Below are 18490 nucleotides of genomic sequence, written 5' to 3' on the forward strand. Positions count from 1 at the left end.
TCACGTTCGTGTAATGTCATGACTCCATAACGAAGCAAAAAACCCCTTACATTTACAGGAAAAAGCTAGTATCCCCCTTCATTCATCGCCATCTTCAACAATAATGGTGTATACATTCGAAATGGACTGTCCTGAATGCCTCTGACCGTTCCACTCGTAGGTATACATAGCAGTTACGGTACCCTGCTGGATTCCCAGTTGTTCAGCGGAGGATATTTGTGCAATGTAAGTGACCCATTTCTCCGCTCCAGGTTCCATCTCACCCAAATGTAAAAATCTTGGTGATGAATACTCTGAAATGATCGCTCGATCCCGTACTTCTGCTTCCCCAATCCATTTGGCACCTGGAGGGAGCACATCAGCCAACTGCACCCGCGCGGGCCAGGACCCTGTGTTGGTTACATGTACATGAAAGGTTACATTTCCTCCCCTTTCGATCAAGTCTGGCTTCACTTCCACATGAACCGAGATGATAGGAAACTTCAACTGAATGACAGCCGTATTGGAGGAAATTATTCGTTGCACAGAACGCGAATCTGGCAAGCGAAATGTATAGATCAGGCGAGCCTGATTCATCAGTTCGAAGACTGCAGGTACACCCCGCTCCTGCTCTGTGAGATGCACTTCAAATTGGATATTAACCACGGAACGTGCAGTCAACGTTCCCAGATTGATGCCTTTGACTGGATTTGTTCCAAGCCGTTTCACACCGTTCCACCCCAGGCTCCCCTCAACATAGCGCATACCTGACGGAAGAAAATCCGTCACGATAGCATCTACTGCAAAAGAACCTTCATTGTGTACCGTTATTTGGTATTGAACGGTATCCCCAGGAGTAGCGATGGGTGGATTCACACTTTTCGCAATCGAAATCCGAGGTTGAATGATTTGTAAAGTTGCTACGTTCGAGTATACATTCTCCAATGTGTCACCTGAAACGTACTCTAGCACTGCCTGAATTGTTAATTTCTCAGCTATGCTTCCTCCCGTGACCTGTACTCGAAATTGAATTGGAACAGATTCTCCGGGCAGTACTTCGCCTATCATAATCCCGGAGTCAGGCGTCGTCTCGGGAACAAAAATCTCATTCACAATGACACTTCCCGGAAGAAATTCAATACCTTTGGGTAATGGGATCGTTACCCTGGCATCGTTTCCTATTATAAAACCCGGGTTACTCACCAAAAGGTTGTAAGTGACGATATCTCCGACAAAGGTTTGCGCACGATCTGCATTCAAAACCAACGACAGACTTGACGAGACCAGGTTTACTTCTACCACGTTGGATTGCTCTTCTCCCTCAACCATTCGTCCTTCCGGCGTCACAAACGTATAACGTATCTTCGCTTGATTCACCAGTTTCAAGGACGGTGGAAGACCGACGATGATCACCTGAAAATGAATTCGCAACGTCGCTCCAGGTACGATTTCCTGCGCAGGAATCCCTCTCTCCGGTGATACTCCTGGCAGCGGAGTTCCATCCAGGAGTACACTGTTGGGGAGAAGTGATGTTTCCGACGAGAGCGAATCCAATACATGGACCATGGCAGCACAATTACCCGAATTCACAATTTCAATCAGATAGGTCAGTGTCTGCCCCAGAGCAGCCTCAGCAACGTTGCAAAACTTGTGTACTTCCAGCCTGGGGCCGATCCATGGTGTAACTACCGTATTAGAATAGGCCACCTGTTCCAGTTCAGTCGTACCCGAGCTGAATCGAACCAGTGACTGATTCTGTAGCGTGTGGGACAACGGACCGGAAGATTGGCTCATATCACCACAACCTCCACTCTGAATGTAACGGTAACTGAAGCACCGGCGGCAATTGAACCAAGTGTTATCCCTGTATTCGGATTCCCCGTAGGCCTTGCCACGCCATCCACCGTAACACTTCCCGCTACAAATACGGTGCCTGTTGGTACAGGGTCTACCATAACCACGCTATTGACTACCTCGATACCACTATTCGTTACCACAACTGTATAGGTGATCACATCGCCGACAACAGCATCAACTGCACTTGTGCTTTTGATCACAACGACATTTGGTGCAGATACAGGAATCACCAGAACGTTGGAGGATATTGTACCCGTCAACTGACGTCCATCCGGCGGACTAAATGTATAATTGGCTACCGCCTGATTGACCAGCTGCTGATTCTGCGGCAATGAATCCACAGTCACTTCCAGAGTGACCGTTACATTAACGGACCCTCCTGGAGGTATCGTCCCAACAACAATCCCTGATTCCGGATTTGCACCTGGCTGTGGAACACCATCAATCAGGACGCTGTTGGGAAGTAGTACTGCTCCATTCGGAATGTTATCCGTAAGTGTCAAATTGGCTGCTAAATTCCCACTATTGGAAATGGTAAAAGAATAGGTAATGATGTCTCCGATGGTGGCATTGGACGTACTCGCTGTTTTGGTTACGGCAATAATCGGCTGATAAATTGGTGTTACCACGGTATTTGAATAGGCCGCTCCCGAGAATACACCCGATGTGAAACTTACCGATGACTGACTGCTCACTTGCGGTGGTGCAGGCAGCGTGTTGACCCGAACCGCATACGAAACGGATACAGATGCTCCAGGTGCCAAAGAACCAAGCGCTATCCCCAGTGTCGGGTTAGCCGAGAGACGCGGAACGCCGTCAACCAGGACACTGCCCGTGACAAAAGTAACAGCCGAACTGATTGGATCGGTTAACACGACATTGTTGACAGGATCAATTCCGTTATTGGTTACGACCATCTCATATACAATCGTATCACCCACTACAGCATCAATTACTGGTGTCGTCTTGACGACACTGACATTCGGAGCAGACACCTGAATATTGAGAGAATTGGACGAAAGGCTGCCTCCCAGTGTTCTTCCATCCGGCAGCGTGTAGGAATAGGTTGCTGAGGCCTGATTGGTTATGGCCTGGCTTAAAGGTAGGGTGATGATCACGACCGAGAACATGACTACAGTTGTTGTGGAGACTACACCCAGTGGAATCCCTGAAGCCGGATCGGCTCCTGGTGCTGAAGCTCCATTAATAATGACGCTATTTGGCACAAGTTCTGTTCCTGCCGGAATGGTATCCGTTAACGTGACAGATGCCCCAAAGTTCCCTGCATTGGTAATCGCGATGCTGTAAACGACCGTATCCCCTACCGTTGCTATAGCCTGGTCTCCCGTTTTGACTGCCGACAGAATCGGTTGGTATACCGGGGTAGTGACCGTATTAGAAAATGTGGTAGCTGAAAAAACACCTGATGTAAAGCTCACTGTAGACTGATTGTTTAATACTGCACTGGATGGGAGTGCTGTAACCTGCACACTAAACACAACGGTCACGGTAACTCCAGGCGCGATGGAACCAAGCGTTATTCCGGTTGAAGGATTGACACCCGGTCGAGGAACTCCATCAATAAACACGCTGTTTGCTGTAAGAACAGTACTTGCCGGCAATGCATCCGTAAAGACCACATTGCTGACAGTCGCTATTCCGTTATTAGTTACTGCAATGCTGTACGTCACAACATCACCAACAGATACAGACGTAGATGTCGTAGATTTCACCACATCGACATCGGGAGCCGACACTGAAATGGTAAGTATGTTAGACAAAACAGAACCCGTGATGTTGCGTCCATCAGGCAGCGTAAAGGAAAGAGCAACCGAAGCCTGATTCACCAGCTGTTGCGGGGTCGGCAAAGTATCAATAACTACGGAAAAGGTAACCGTTGTTGTTGCCCCAGCAGCAACAGTGCCTGCCGGAATGCCTGTTGCAGGATTGGCTGCAGGTAATGGCTGACCATTTACAATCACACTGTTCGGAACAAGTATGGTTCCTGTAGGAATATTGTCCGTTAAGTTAATCTGGGCACCATAGTTACCCTGATTGTTGACGGTAATCGTGTAACTGACGGTATCCCCAACGGTAGCATTTTGTGTACTCGCCGTTTTTTGTGCTGATAGAATGGGCTGAAATACCGGTGTAACCACAGTATTGGAGAACGTTGTGCTTGAGAATGTCCCCGAGGTAAAACTCACTGTGGATCGATTGCTTAATTGTCCACTTGGTGGGATCGCATTGACATTGATACTGAAAGTCACAGTTGCAGACGTTCCGGGAGCGAGCGTACCTAGTGATATCCCCCCTGCCGGATTGGAAGCGGGCTGCACTACCCCATTTATAGTGACACTTCCTGCAACAAAAGAGGCCCCCGTAGGAATTGGATCCGAAAACTGAATATTATTTACCGGTGCTATTCCGCTGTTCGTTACCAAAATGGAGTAAGTAACAGTATCCCCTACGGCAGCCGCAGTAGAAACTGTACTTTTAACTACGGCAACGTTTGGCGACGAGACTGGAAACGTCAGTGTATTTGAGGTGGCTGTCCCTGTTAACGTTCGCCCGTCAGGAGGTGTGAAAGTAAAAGATGACGTCGCAAAATTGCTAAGTTGCTGCGGAGATGGAAGTGAATCCACAACAACGGCAAATGTAACAACAGCTGTCGCTCCCGCTGCCACAATGCCTACAGGAATACCCGTTCCTGGTGTTGCTCCAGGCTGTGGTACACCAGATACCACGAGGCTATTGGGTACAAAAGTTGTGACAGTAGGAATCGTATCTGTCACTGTAACGTTTGCCTCCAGATTGCCTGTGTTGCTGACAGTTACTGTATATACAACCGTGTCGCCTACGGTCGCATTAACTGTATTTGCTGTTTTGATGAGTGAAATTTGCGGTTGTATGACCGGAGTCTGTGTTGTATTGGATGATGATGACCCCGAAAATGAACCGGATGTGAAGCTGACCGTCGACTGATTGTTAATCTGTGAAGGGATCGGCATAGTAATCGTCACCTCAAAAGTTACGGTAACCTCGGCTCCTGGAGCCAACGTACCGATTGGAATGCCGGCGGTCGGATTGGAGAGCGGGAATGAAGTCCCGTTCACAATGACGCTTCCGGGTACAAATGGGGTATTCGGAGGAAGAGGGTTGACATATACCACATTGTTAACGGCTACTGTTCCGTTGTTACGAATAACAGATGTGTATCGAATGACATCCCCGACCACGCCGTACTCTACATTGTCACTGTTTACTATCGTTACATTGGGCAAGGATACGGGAATGTTAACGGTGTTCGATAACGAAGAACCGGCAACTGTTCTCCCACTTGGAAGAGTGTAGGCAAATGATGCAACTGCTTGGTTAGTCAACTGCCTTGAATCAGGCAAACTTGTGACCGTGGCAACAAAAGTGACCGTTACGTTCGAGCCTGCAGCGATCGACCCCAAATTAATTCCTGTTACCGGGCTAACACCTGGTGTTGGTACGCCATTAATAATGACACTATTCGTACTGAATACAGCTCCCGCAGGAATCGGATCCGTCAAGGTAACCGTTGCAGCAATATTGCCTGAATTGTTGACCTGAATGGAGTAATTAAAGGAATCCCCTACTGTCAAATTCGAGGTGCTAGCTGTTTTAGCTACTTGGATGAGTGGTTGATATATGGGTGTATTCACCGTGACAGACGAAGAAACACCATTAAAACTGCCTGACGTAAATGCTGCACTTGCCCGGTTACTAACTGAACCTGTGGACGGAACGGATGTCACTCTTGTTTGATAGGTCACCGTAACGCTGCTTGAACTGTTCAATGCACCGACAGCAATGCCCGAAAGCGGACTTGCATTCCTTGCAGCAGTTCCATTAATAGTGACACTGCCGGAGACGAATTCCGAACCGGTTGGCGTATCCGAGATCACCAGATTTTGTACCGCACTACTCCCAGCATTTGTTGCAACAACCGTATAGGTAAGAACATCTCCTACAGTTGCATCCGGAGTGTTTACTGTTTTGCTAATAGAGATATTGGGCGCAGATGCAGGTATGCGAACGAGATTGGATTGGCTGCTGCCTGAGAGATTCCGTCCACTCGGAAGCTGGTACGTATAACTAGCAGTCCCCTGATTCTCCAGCGTTGGCGGAGATGGGAGTGTAGTGAGTGTAGCTCGGAACACTACCGTTGCAGTTGCTCCTGGCAGGAGACTTCCCAGCGTTATTCCGGTTAACGGGCTAGTTCCGGGACGTGCACCACCATTCACGGTTACTGAATTGGGGACAAACGTCAGACCTACTGGAATCGTATCGGTCACTGTTACTTGTGCCCCTAAGTTTCCAGTGTTCGTCACCACTAGTGTATATGCAAGCTGATCTCCCAGTGTGGCATTCGTTTGACTCGCCGACTTGTTGATACCGATGATCGGCTGGTATACAGGGGTTGTGATTGAATTAGAATTGGAAATGCCCGTGAACGCACCTGAGCTATAGGATACGGAAGCCCGGTTGACCAGCGAACCTGATGTGGGCAGGGACTGCACATTAATCTGAAACGTCACCGTCGCAGAACTTCCGGCTGTCAGCGTTCCTAACGAAATTCCACTGCTCGGATTGGCCGCTGGTATGACAGTCCCTCTGACGGTCACACTGCCGGGTACGAACGTAGTTCCAGCGGGGAGAGTATCCGTGAGTACCACATTATTAATTACCTGGATGCCGCTATTGGTAGTAACTATGGTGTACGTAAACGTCTCCCCAACTGCAACATCAATGACTGATGCCGATTTTACCGTTGTTACATTGGGCAATGTAACGGGAATCGTCAAGGTGTTCGAAGCTACTGTGCCGTTAATAGTCCGACCATCAGGAGAGTTAAAGGAATAGGTGGCCGTGGCCTGATCCACAAGGGTTGGAGGCGTAGGCAAGCTTGTTACGAGTACCTGGAAGGTTACTGTATTTGTACTTCCTGCCGCGAGGCTCCCCAAATTAACGCCAGTCGCAGGATTAGCACCAGCAATCACATTTCCATTTAGTCGGAAGCTGCCAGCCACGTACGAGCTGCCACTCGGAATGTTATCCGTTAATGTAACGTTGGCAGCAACATTCCCCCCGTTGTTCACCTGAAGCGTATACGTGACCTGATCACCCACCGTAGCGTTGGTTGTGCTCGCTGACTTCACAATAGACAGGTTTGGTGAATAAACAGGAAGTGTAGAGTTATTGGACGGAATGACTCCCGTAATCACTGAGCCCCCTGCCACACTTTGAAACGTAAAGGCGGCATTCGCTGAGTTCACCAGTTGCAGTATGCTTGCATCCTGACCAATGAGTGCACGATAGGTTACAACAATACTGTTGGATAGGTTTAATGAACCAAGCGGAATGCCGGCGGTTACATCGAGTGTTGGGCGAGACACACCAGCGACCGTCACACTCCCTGGAATGAAGGTGAGCCCTACAGGCAATGAATCAGATAGCACAACGCTGGCCGCACTGGCTGTACCTGCATTGCTGACGGTAACGGTATAAAGAATGCTATCCCCCGCTACCGCACCAGAGGCTACGGATGCTTTGGCCACTGAAATTTTGGGTGCATTGATATCAACCTGAATCGCATTGGCATTGACAATATATGCATCCCCGGAGGTCGTTAACGTCAACACCGCAGAAGACTGGTTATTGATTAGTCTCGCTGACACATCCACATTGGTAATATCCCAGCCTTGACGTCCGCCAATAATATTGGTGCCTGGAGCCCCGTTCGTCTGGTTCCGCGTTCCGAAAGTCCCTGTTGTATTAAGGGTTCCTGTATCGCCGTTGATTTGAGAAGCAAAAAAGTTTGCAGCCAGATTGTTTGGTCCGGACAAGGCAACCGAAGTTGCCGAGGTTGGCCCGAATAATGCCTGATCCCCGGTCCGGTTCGCGTCCCCTTCCTGTGCACTGAACAGGGCTCTGCCTCCCAATGCACCCGAAAGCGGAGTAGCAAATCCAGTCAGTGTGGTAACAACTGGCGCCGATGTAGACTGGACGAGTACTCCACCTGCACGTAAGGACATGTTGCGAAAGGGCAGGCTGGGGTTCTGATAAATGACTCCAAGTGTCCAGCCTGCATGATTGGCTGTAGCATCATTAGTGATGACAATCGTTCCTACAACTGCTCCGGTGGTATATGTACCCGCTCCCCCATTTTGTACAAGCGAAGTAACATTGGCTGAACGCACATAGCCGGCAGCGCCGTTCCCCAGATCAAATTGATTATAAGTAGCTGGATCAGGAGTAACACTGGATGTACCAGCTGGTGTAGTAAACGTAACCGGATTATTGATTGCAGCACTCAGATTGACTGTCCCATTGATGTAACTTCCACCCCAGATCAATTCTGCATACAAGACAGTGCTGCCAGCAGGAAGAACGAGTATTGCCGCTGAACTGTTGCTCTGATACAGGCTCGTGGTGCCTAGCGGATAGGTTCCGTACTGGACGGAAGCGTTGGTTGTCGTAAAAGCTCCAATACTGTCCTGTGTTCCGGGTACTCCGGCTGTGTCCGAACGACTCAGTCCAAGCGTGTTACCTGTAAATGTAATTGCTCCCGTAGCATTAACGGTTGAACGAACGACAAGAGGAATTGATCTCACCTCCCCTTCATCTTAATTGGAATCATATGAATTGGAGCCTTCACACACAGTCTATGAGCCTGATTTGGATTTTTGTTTGTCCTATAAAAGAACTTTATGCGATTTGCACTTATGTAAGCTTTGTTTTCATAATACAAATTAAATGATTTGCGTTTCGTGCAATGTGTTTTATAATTAAAGCATACGAGAGCAGTGTCTGTCGTATCATTATGATGCAGTCAGCGGTGATATATTGAAGAGTCCCAACTTACATAGCAACCATATCCCAACCGAGTACGAATTCAAGCATTCCAAATGGATCAAAAAAATGCTTCGTGCTTACTGGGTCGTCGTATTAACGCATGTTGTCATTCAAATAGGCTGCTTTCTGTTTCTCGATTATGATCGCACTCCAGAAGATTTCATGATCTACGTTTTATTTTGGCCTACGATATCCAGCGCTTTAGCTATTCTGATTGCCAGTTGGGTAGAACGCCGTTTCAGTTCATTTTCCTTCTATTCCATGTCCATGGCCAGCACAGTCATTGCCTGGACTATCATTCATGTCAATTACGATATTCGGATCATCCTGGCCATCTGTCTGTTGCCGATCTTTGCTTCGGTTCTGTTCTTCAGCAAGAAAAGAGTATGGACGGTATGCCTCATGCAGATGATTGGTTATGTCATCGTACTCTGCGACCCAGCCTATCGGCTGTACTTATCTTCGTTTGACATGGTTTCCATTCCCGCTTTTCTTATTGTAGGTACATATGTTGCACAGTTAATTGTTACGAGCGGTGTGGAGGTACTGGATGATCTTCAGGCCAGTATGCTTGCCAAGCAGGATCTGATTGTGCGAAACGCAATTATGACCAAGCAGTCCAAGACAGACGGATTAACCAATCTGTATAATCAAAGCTCCTTTAAGGACTACTATGAAAAAGCGTTTGAATATGCGAATAATGGCATGAGTCTGCATTTAGCTCTGATTGATATTGACAACTTCAAGTCAATTAATGATACATATGGGCACCGGGTTGGAGACGCCATTCTGGAGAGAGTCTCTCAGGTCATCCAGGAGAACATCACCTCAAGCGATATTGCAGCACGTTATGGTGGAGAAGAATTTGCACTGTTAATGTTTGAGCAACCTTTCGAGCAGGCATATGCCTTGGTGGAGCAGATCCGCAAGAAGATCGCCCGTCATGTTCATTTGGAGCTTGAAGGCGCTTATATTACGGTAAGTGTCGGACTCAAAAGCTACAGCGCCCATCTGTCGAAGGACAAGCTGTTTGAGGAAGTGGATGCGTGTCTCTATGCAGCTAAACGAACGGGGAAAAATAAAACGATGACGTCCCTTGATCTGGTATAGTACTCCATAAAAAAATGCAAAAAAAAGTAGTGCTGTTCACCGGGAAGCCGGCTGTGCAGCACTACTTTTTTTACTGCCTAATCGTCAATTCGAATGTACCGGTTCATTCTGCCCATTCCCAGCGATGTGCATTTTGCTCCAGTTTCGGGTGGAGCTTAACGGCAGCTCCATCAATTATCAGACGTACTTCCTTAATCCAATCTTTGAACGAATCAAATGATGCGAACTGATTCGCCATCTCCACCGTGAGATACAGAAAATGGGGAGCGGGATATTCTTCTGCCATATGACGCAGGGCTGCTTCGATCGGCGTATACTTCTTCCTCTTGCCTTCCCAGCCTTCCACCCGTATGCTGGAGGATGCATGCTCCCTTCTCCAGTCATGAAGGCGATCTTCCCTTTTGTAAAAAGGTTGCACACCATCCTTGCTCATTCGCTTCACTGTATTCTCATGCAGCGGATAGAGCACAAGTTGCACAAAGGAACGTGTGTCCGCAATATCAGCGGCGTGTTCAAGCTGTTCATCTGTTATGTGCTCAAATGAATCATAGAAAATCAGCGTGCCTTTCCGGGTAGCCGGTGGAGGTTCATAACCATAGGGTACATTGGTATATTTTCCAGACATCTCATCGCTCCTTGCCTGTATGCGGATCAGTTACTGCAATTTATATTATATTATTCTCTAACTGTGTTCTTCAATTCTGGATAGAATGTCATTCTATTTTTGCCCGCACGTTTCGATTCATACAGCGCCTCATCTGCCATACGGATAATTTCACTCGGATTGCCACTGTTGGTAGGATATTCAGCACCCCCAATGCTGCAGCCAATATGAATTCGTTCATATTCAATAATAAACGGCTTATTCAGGCTCTGGATGATTTCTTCCGCATAGGTACGAGCTTCTTCTCTTGGATTGCTTCCCACAGAGCGGAGCACAATGAGGAACTCATCTCCGCCAAGCCTTACCGTGATGCCCTTATCATGACGGATACTGGTCAAGCGCTGAGCCACTTTCTGCAGCAGAACATCTCCGGTCTGATGTCCAAGCGTATCATTCACACTTTTGAATCCATCCAGATCAAGGTAAAGGAATGTTAATGTGTGATTTTCACTTTCCATCTCCAAGGATTCTTCCAGATAGAGCTCGAGCGCTGTTCGGTTTGGCAGTCCGGTCAATTGGTCGTAGTGGGCCAGATTCTGCATAATAACGAGTTCCGAGTCCTTATTTGTTAGCGAAGTCAGCATATCTCCGAGGGAACGTGACAGTACTTCGATTTCCCTAAAACCTCGATTTTCCGGAATCTGTACTTGCTCTCCAGCACCAAGCCGATTCGCCACTTGAGTCAGCCGTGCAATCGGGGCCGAGATCTGGCGGGAGATCAGCCAGCCAATCAGTGCAAACAGCACCGTAACCGAGAGCCCTGCCCACACATTGAACCAAAGCATGTCGGTCACGGAAGCAAACGCCGCTGACTTGAGCTGACGAATAACCACCGTCCAACCCAGACCCGGATAGTCCAAATGCCCTTGGCTAGTAGCAAATCCTGTTACATATTCTTTTCCATCCGGCCATTCTTCTATGGACCAGCTGCTTTTGTTCAGTCTTGCCCCTTCAATACCCGATAGCTTTAAAGGACGACCAATCCATTCTTTTGGACCAAGCAGCACCGTATTTTCCTTTTGACTGACAATAAACATCTCGATGTCCTTTTCTTCATGTTTCAGCGGCTCCAGGACACTTTCCTCCATTTCCTTCGCCCAGGCCCAGCTCAAATGTGCGGCAAGCACGCCAGCAATCTCTCCGTTCTTGTAGTTTACCGGAAAGCTGATATCGACAAATTGAAGTGGTTCGCCGGTTGGGTTCGGAAGAAGCTTCGCCAGAAGGACAGCATCATGGACATCTCCGATAAATTTACCCTTGATTCCCTCCTGATACACAGGTCGTTCCGATAAATTTTCACCGCGCAATATGCCGTCTGTGGAAGCCAGCACTTTTCCTTTGGGATTCATGAATCCAACCCATGAGAATGTGGGAAAGCTATCTTGAAGCTGATTCAGCAGCATCTGCATTTCGGCAGGCTCGAAACGGTCCTCTAGGGCAATCATTCGGCCCAGAAGATCCAATTCTCCTGAACGCGACCACATGAAACGATCCAGCTTGTCTGAAGTCTGAGAAGCTGTGCTGATGAGGGAATGACCAATCTCCGTTTCAACAGCTATGGATGATTTTTGACTTAGAATATAACCAATCGTGAGTGTAACCAACAGGGATAACACAGCGAAGGTCATGGTGAGAACAGTTTTAAGCTTGAATGACATAACTTCCTCCAATAAACGGTGAACCAGCTTGCTTTTTTCAACATCATTCATGCTGTTAAGAACTACGGGATGTCACCTATTCGTTTTCATCTTTATCGGAAATAATGTCTTTTTTCATTATATATATCCATACAATATGGGGACGCTATTCACACCGTGTTTCTTCCATTCAAAGAATAGTCACGATTCTGTATATACATACTTGGGTTATGAATATAGAGAGCAAGCATGCTCACAGAGCCATATGAGCACTGTTTGTCACAACAAAGAGCATTAGAAATTCAGTCATTGGGGGTGTAATGTTGAGCCTGCTTCATGTTGCTGTGATTCTGCCTTTTGCCGCTGGTATTGTACTTGCCATGCTGCATCGTTTCTTCCGTAAAATACATATGGGATGGCTGGTTTTACTTGTCCCGGCCCTATTATTTGTTTATTTTGCGAGCCTCGTACCCGCCGTGTCTCAGCGAAATACAGTATCCGGGTATATCCCTTGGATTCCGTCACTGGACATTGGATTTAATCTATATCTGGATGGTCTAAGTTTGCTGCTGACATTGTTAATCACCGGTGTAGGAACACTGGTGGTGCTCTACTCCATTTTCTACATGGATACCAAAGAAGCCTTAAACCGCTTTTATTTGTATCTGCTGATGTTTATGGGAGCCATGCTTGGCGTGGTACTGTCAGACAATATGATTGTACTGTATGGATTCTGGGAGTTGACCAGTATAACGTCCTTTCTCCTGATCGCTTTTCATTACAAACGCAAGGCGTCCACTTCGGGCGCACAAAAGTCGTTCCTCATTACCGTTTTTGGTGGTTTTGCCATGCTTGCCGGATTCATGCTGATGTACCTCATGACGGGTACGTTCAGTATTCGCGCAACGATTACGGAATGGGGCCAGATTCAGGACAGTTCACTATTCTTGCCTGCTCTTGTACTGATTCTGATTGGAGCTTTTACCAAATCGGCGCAGTTCCCGTTCCACATCTGGCTGCCTGACGCCATGGAAGCTCCAACACCTGTCAGCGCCTATCTGCATTCGGCGACCATGGTCAAGGCGGGGCTGTATGTCGTAGCCCGGTTTACACCCATCTTTGGTGGACAGGGATTATGGTTCTGGCTTGTCACCGGGGTTGGACTGCTCACCCTATGTTATGGATCATTCCTTGCCGTGAAAAAAAATGACCTTAAAGCGATCCTGGCCTATTCTACCATCTCACAGCTTGGTCTGATCATGTCTCTGCTCGGCGTTGGCTCGGCAGCCATCTATTTCGGATATGGCGAATCCTCCGCGATGTACACAGTTGCCATTACGGCAGCACTGCTTCATCTGTTCAATCACGCTACCTTCAAGGCGGCACTGTTCATGGTCGTTGGCATTGTGGATCATGAGACAGGCACGCGGGATATAAGGAAACTTGGCGGACTTGCTTCATTTATGCCAGTGACCTTTACGGTAGCGCTCGTCGGAGCACTCGCCATGGCCGGAATTCCGCCGTTTAACGGATTTCTGAGCAAGGAGCTGTTCTTCCAGGCTATGGTGGAAGTAACACACCTCCGCATCTTTGGACTCGGATCATGGAGTGTACTCTTGCCTGTGTTCGCCTGGCTCGCAAGTGTGTTCACCCTGATCTATGCGCTTATTATTGTGTTCAAAACATTCCTCGGTCGCACCCGCAGCGAGATTCCTGCTGAGAAGCTGCATGAAGCTCCCGTTGGCATGTTGATTCCTCCGGTTATTCTCGGGATACTGGTGATCATATTCGGTCTATTCCCGAATCTGCTGGCTGGATCATTAATTGAACCAGCGATGGCTGCTGTACTTCCATCACTGCTGAACGGAAATGAACACTTTGATGTTCACTTCTCCCTATGGCATGGCATCACACCAGAATTAATCATGACCATTGGTGTAATCGCCCTCGGTATTACTTTGTACAAACTGCTGCCGCGCTGGAGAACGATTTATGAGCATTACCCACAAGGGTTAACGATAAACAATATGTACCATGTCGTACTAGATAATCTTCAGCATTATGCACGTAAATGGACAGAAGCCTATATGAATGGCTCGGTTCGTAACTATCTGGTATATATTTTCTCGTTCACCGTTGCATTGCTGGTTTATGCCTTTTTCCGCTCAGGGGAAAATATTACGTGGAACTTCAAGGGTAATGCCCCTTTTTCTTTCTATGAAGCAGTACTGCTCATCGCACTGATCGCAGCAGCGGTTTCGATCCCTTTTGCGAAGAACAGACTATCCGCAGTCATAATGACTGGCGCAGTGGGTTACCTCGTCACATTACTATTCGTGCTGTTCCGAGCGCCGGATCTGGCATTGACCCAGATGATTGTCGAAACGGTCTCGGTTGCACTGTTCCTGCTTTGCTTCTACCATCTGCCGGAGCTACAACGGGGCAAATCTAGCCGCCGCTACCTCAGTGTGAATATGGTTGTTGCGATTGCAGTAGGTGTGGTCATGACCTTTGTTGCATTAGCAGCGAGCGGAACCGCATCACTGGATAGCATCTCCGACTTTTTCATTCAGGAAAGTTACAATCTGGCTGGCGGCAAAAATGTTGTCAACGTGCTGCTGGTGGATTTCCGTGGATTCGATACCCTACTGGAGATTATGGTACTGGGGGTAGCTTCGTTGTCCATCTACTCCATGATTAATCTGAATCTCGAAGCGAGGGACCTTGGCGCTAGACTGAAATTCCGCAAGAAAGAACAGACTGAAGAAACCGAAGAAGATGCGGATGACAAAGCGGACAATACGAAAAAGTATGGCAACCGTGAACGCAGCTCATCAACCTGGGATACCGTACCACTTCAAAGCAACGATGTGTTGTTGCAAACGACGACTAAAGTTGTTGTCTTTATCATTCTGACCTTCGCGCTGCATCTGTTCTTCGCAGGACATCATAACCCGGGTGGCGGGTTCATTGGCGGCCTGGTAACGGCAGCTGGCCTGGTTTTAATCGCGCTGGCATTCAGTACGGATACTGTACGCAAAGCGTTACCTATCGATTTCCGCACCTTGACGGCCATCGGGCTGGGTATTGCCTTATTGACTGGAGCTGGCTCTTTTTTGTTCGGCGTACCCTTCCTGAGCCAGACCTTTGGTCATTTCGATCTCCCCATACTTGGAGAAACAGAACTTGCAACCGCGATGCTATTTGACCTCGGCGTATATCTCGCCGTCCTGGGAGTCACCATGAATATCATTCTACAGATCGGGGAGGATCGCTGATATGGAAATATTGATGTGTGTGGCCGTTGGCATTTTGTTTGCAGTCGCCGTCTTTTTAATCTTATCGCGGAGCCTGCTCCGAATCGTGCTCGGTATGTCCATACTCACTCACGGAGTTCATCTACTGCTGATCACGATGTCCCGTCTCAAAACTGGAGCACCACCGCTGCTTGGGGAGCAAGCTGAACGCTATGTCGATCCACTTCCCCAGGCGCTGATATTGACATCCATTGTCATTAATTTCGGACTAACCGCCTTTTTCTTTGTACTCTCCTATCGTTCCTATCTGAAGCTGAAAACAGACGATATGGAAGAAGTAAGGGGGCGTCCTTATGAATAATCTCGTTGTTCTGCCCATTCTGCTGCCACTGATTACCGGGGTTATAGCCCTTCTATTCTTCCGGCGGGTAAACATCCAGCGGGTTGTGAGTGTTATTGGCCTTTTGCTGACGGCAGCCGCTTCAACCGTACTGATTACCCAAGTGACACAATCCGGGATACAGACGCTCAATATGGGAGGATGGGAACCGCCTTATGGCATTGTACTAGTTGCAGATATGGTATCGGCATTGCTCGTCGTGGCTGCTTCAATCATTGCACTGGCATGCCTGCTCTACGCTTTCCGAAGTGTAAATAAGGAACGGGAAGAACATCATTTTTACCCGTTCTTTCATTTCCTGATTGCAGGCGTGAACGGTTCCTTTCTGACTGGAGACCTGTTTAACCTGTTTGTATGCTTTGAACTGATGCTTATCTCTTCTTATGCACTAATTGTATTGGGAGGTACGGAAAGACAACTACGAGAAACGATCAAGTATGTCTTGATTAACATTGTCTCTTCTGCGCTATTTGTTGCCTCTATTGGTTTTCTCTACTCTGTTACCGGCACTTTAAACATGGCCGACTTGTCCAATCGGATCGCTGAAGTCGGACAGAGCGGAGTGATCACCCTGATCGCTGTCCTCTTCCTGATCGTTTTCAGCATCAAGGCCGGACTGTTCCTGTTCTTCTGGTTGTCCGGCTCTTACGCAGCCCCCCCGGCAGTGGTCACTGCTCTATTTGCCGGTTTGTTGACCAAAGTAGGTCTGTACGCCATTGTGCGAACATTCACACTGATATTCTATCATGATCCTGATTTCTTCCATGCCCTTATCGGCTGGATGGCTGGAGCGACCATGGTACTCGGGGTAATCGGGGCGATTTCCTATCGTGACGTCAATAAAATACTGATCTACAACGTGATCGCAGGGGTGGGATTTGTAGCTTTCGGGATGGCTGCTGCCAGCCGTCCTGCACTGGAAGGTCTACTCTTCTACATGCTGCATGATATGCTCATCAAAACACTGCTATTCCTGCTCGGAGGCGCTCTGATCGCGGTCGCAGGCACCTCCAAACTCGACAATATGGGCGGGCTGATCCACCGCTACCCACTGCTTGGTTGGATGTTCTTCATCAGTGCACTTGCGCTGGCAGGTATTCCTCCGTTCAGTGGATTTCCTGGGAAATTGTTGTTATTTGAAGGCGGGTTGCAGGCAGGTCTCTACGGACTGACAGGCATTGCCGTCCTTTCCAGCCTGCTGATGTTGTATTCGGTTCTTCGCATCTTCATCCAGGCGTTCTGGGGTGAACCGCCGGCAGGCGCAGTGAGAAGACCTTACGCCGTGAACGGCCTGCTCATCCCTGCCGGAATTCTGTTTGTGTTCATCATCGCAATGGGTGTGGGGGCTGAGGGCATGTTCCAACTGACCTCCCGCGCAGGCGACATTCTGCTGCATCCCAATGTTTATATTGATGCAGTCTTGAAGGAGTAGATGCGTATGGCCTTTCAGATTGTACTTAATTTGATCATTGGCTTTGTATGGATGTTTCTGAATAATGCGTGGAATGGGGTTGGCTTTCTCACGGGTTACCTGCTGGGTCTACTGCTGATTGGGAGTATGCGACGTTTCTTTCCGCAACGCTTCTATATTGTTCGTGTCTGGGCGATCATCAAGCTGATTGCCTTGCTGTTCAAGGAACTGGTACGGGCCAGTATTGAAGTTATTCGCCAGATCGTGAAGCCGAAGCTTGATATTCGGCCCGGCATATTTACCTATCAGACACAGCTGTCCTCTGACTGGGAAGTTACACTCCTGTGTCTGCTCATCTCACTGACGCCAGGCTCCCTCCCACTTGAAATTTCAGGGAATCAACGCAAATTATTTATACACGCGCTGGATATCAAAGACGAACAGAAAATGAGTGATGATATCAAAAATACGTTCGAAAAAGCCATTATGGAGGTGACACGATAATGTTATCCTCAATGTTGTTCATATCCTTGCTTATTCTCTCCCTCGCAATACTGGGTTGTCTGTACCGGGTGCTACGGGGACCATCCATGGCCGACCGGATTACGGCACTGGATACGATCGGTATTAACGTCATTGCCATCGTTGCTGTTCTGTCCATGATGCTTCATACCCAAGCTTATCTGGATATCATTCTATTGATCGGCATTCTCGCTTTTCTAAGCACAGTTGCATTTGCACGATATATTGAACGGGGGGCGGTATTCAAAAATGAAGGAGATCGTTGATGGAACCGCCGGAATTGTCATTGGGCTCATTGTCTTGCTGGGAGCACTACTGAGCGCATTTAGCGCGTTCGGACTGATCCGACTGCCAGATGTATATTTACGAGCACATGCCGCCACCAAAAGTACTACACTCGGCGTACTTTGTGTACTGAGCGGAACGTTTCTCTTCTTCTGGTATTTCGATAACTATATCAGTGCTCGGGTATTGCTTGGCATTGTGTTTGTATTTATCACAGCACCAGTAGCCGGACATCTCAACGGACGGGCTGCCTATCGTACAGACGTGCCCCTATGGGAACAGAGTGTACAGGATGAACTTGAACCACTCTTGAAAGGTAAAAAGGTCAACCATGAAGCCAAGGATATGATGGAATAGTCACTTGGTTTACAATCAAATACCCCCGGGACATGCCGTAGATTAATTGGCTGTCCCGGGGGTGTTTTTGGCTATACGATTCAGTTAAGTCCAATCTATGTTCGAGGAGCAGCGGAACGAAGCTTC

Annotated in this window: 11 protein-coding genes; 7 read left to right on the forward strand and 4 right to left on the reverse strand. The window is 48.0% G+C overall.

Annotated features, from left to right (window positions below; translation table 11 throughout):
- Positions 1-78 precede the first annotated feature (78 nt).
- Together MHB84_RS31120 and MHB84_RS31125 are read right to left on the reverse strand one after the other, a co-directional pair.
- The gene (locus MHB84_RS31120; protein WP_076291005.1) at positions 79-1773 is read right to left on the reverse strand and encodes a DUF11 domain-containing protein; all 1695 of its coding nucleotides are present in this window, start codon (positions 1771-1773) and stop codon (positions 79-81) included.
- Positions 1770-8480 (reverse strand): DUF7507 domain-containing protein, encoded by a 6711-nt coding sequence (locus MHB84_RS31125; protein ID WP_076291004.1) that lies wholly within the window; start codon positions 8478-8480, stop codon positions 1770-1772. Before MHB84_RS31125 ends, MHB84_RS31120 begins: the two co-directional genes overlap by 4 nt.
- A 232-nt stretch (positions 8481-8712) precedes the next feature.
- Here MHB84_RS31125 and MHB84_RS31130 point away from each other — a divergent pair, with 232 nt between their 5' ends.
- Positions 8713-9831, forward strand: coding sequence for a GGDEF domain-containing protein (locus MHB84_RS31130; protein WP_076291003.1), 1119 nt, complete (start codon positions 8713-8715; stop codon positions 9829-9831).
- Between the two features lie 103 nt (positions 9832-9934).
- Here the strand turns inward: MHB84_RS31130 and MHB84_RS31135 are convergent, their stop codons facing one another.
- Positions 9935-10456, reverse strand: coding sequence for a hypothetical protein (locus MHB84_RS31135; RefSeq protein ID WP_076291002.1), 522 nt, complete (start codon positions 10454-10456; stop codon positions 9935-9937).
- Between the two features lie 50 nt (positions 10457-10506).
- Positions 10507-12204 carry a sensor domain-containing diguanylate cyclase gene (locus MHB84_RS31140; protein WP_341143096.1) on the reverse strand — a complete coding sequence of 566 codons (1698 nt, stop codon included), beginning with the start codon at positions 12202-12204 and terminating at the stop codon, positions 10507-10509.
- Positions 12205-12455: 251 nt separating this feature from the next.
- Between MHB84_RS31140 and MHB84_RS31145 the strand changes: the two genes are divergently transcribed.
- From MHB84_RS31145 to mnhG, 6 genes are read left to right on the forward strand one after another with little or no spacing between them, the layout of a single operon-like run.
- Complete coding sequence (locus tag MHB84_RS31145; RefSeq protein ID WP_076291142.1) at positions 12456-15410, forward strand: Na+/H+ antiporter subunit A; 2955 nt, start codon at positions 12456-12458, stop codon at positions 15408-15410.
- 1 nt (position 15411) lies between these two features.
- Positions 15412-15750, forward strand: coding sequence for a Na(+)/H(+) antiporter subunit C (locus MHB84_RS31150; protein ID WP_024631879.1), 339 nt, complete (start codon positions 15412-15414; stop codon positions 15748-15750).
- Positions 15743-17221: a Na+/H+ antiporter subunit D gene (locus MHB84_RS31155; RefSeq protein WP_076291001.1), complete on the forward strand. Its 1479-nt coding sequence runs from the start codon at positions 15743-15745 to the stop codon at positions 17219-17221. Before MHB84_RS31150 ends, MHB84_RS31155 begins: the two co-directional genes overlap by 8 nt.
- Positions 17222-17227: 6 nt before the next feature.
- Complete coding sequence (locus MHB84_RS31160) at positions 17228-17704, forward strand: Na+/H+ antiporter subunit E (protein ID WP_076291000.1); 477 nt, start codon at positions 17228-17230, stop codon at positions 17702-17704.
- Positions 17704-17988, forward strand: a complete 285-nt coding sequence (locus MHB84_RS31165; RefSeq protein WP_063563408.1) for a Na(+)/H(+) antiporter subunit F1 — start codon at positions 17704-17706, stop codon at positions 17986-17988. The genes MHB84_RS31160 and MHB84_RS31165 overlap by 1 nt, the downstream gene beginning before the upstream one ends.
- Entirely contained in the window at positions 17972-18364 is a 393-nt protein-coding gene (mnhG, locus tag MHB84_RS31170) for a monovalent cation/H(+) antiporter subunit G (protein ID WP_062324636.1), read from the forward strand. The genes MHB84_RS31165 and mnhG overlap by 17 nt, the downstream gene beginning before the upstream one ends.
- Positions 18365-18490 lie beyond the last annotated feature (126 nt).

The sequence above is a fragment of the Paenibacillus sp. FSL F4-0087 genome (assembly GCF_038020215.1).
Classification (GTDB): Bacteria; Bacillota; Bacilli; order Paenibacillales; family Paenibacillaceae; genus Paenibacillus; species Paenibacillus taichungensis.

What these genes read in the sequence shown, in the direction of transcription:
- MHB84_RS31120 (WP_076291005.1), bottom strand. Translation starts at nt 1,773, where the DNA reads ATGAGCCAATCTTCCGGTCCGTTGTCCCACACGCTACAGAATCAGTCA.
- MHB84_RS31135 (WP_076291002.1), bottom strand. Translation starts at nt 10,456, where the DNA reads ATGTCTGGAAAATATACCAATGTACCCTATGGTTATGAACCTCCACCG.
- MHB84_RS31140 (WP_341143096.1), bottom strand. Translation starts at nt 12,204, where the DNA reads ATGAATGATGTTGAAAAAAGCAAGCTGGTTCACCGTTTATTGGAGGAA.
- MHB84_RS31150 (WP_024631879.1), top strand. Translation starts at nt 15,412, where the DNA reads ATGGAAATATTGATGTGTGTGGCCGTTGGCATTTTGTTTGCAGTCGCC.
- MHB84_RS31155 (WP_076291001.1), top strand. Translation starts at nt 15,743, where the DNA reads ATGAATAATCTCGTTGTTCTGCCCATTCTGCTGCCACTGATTACCGGG.
- MHB84_RS31160 (WP_076291000.1), top strand. Translation starts at nt 17,228, where the DNA reads ATGGCCTTTCAGATTGTACTTAATTTGATCATTGGCTTTGTATGGATG.
- MHB84_RS31165 (WP_063563408.1), top strand. Translation starts at nt 17,704, where the DNA reads ATGTTATCCTCAATGTTGTTCATATCCTTGCTTATTCTCTCCCTCGCA.
- mnhG (WP_062324636.1), top strand. Translation starts at nt 17,972, where the DNA reads ATGAAGGAGATCGTTGATGGAACCGCCGGAATTGTCATTGGGCTCATT.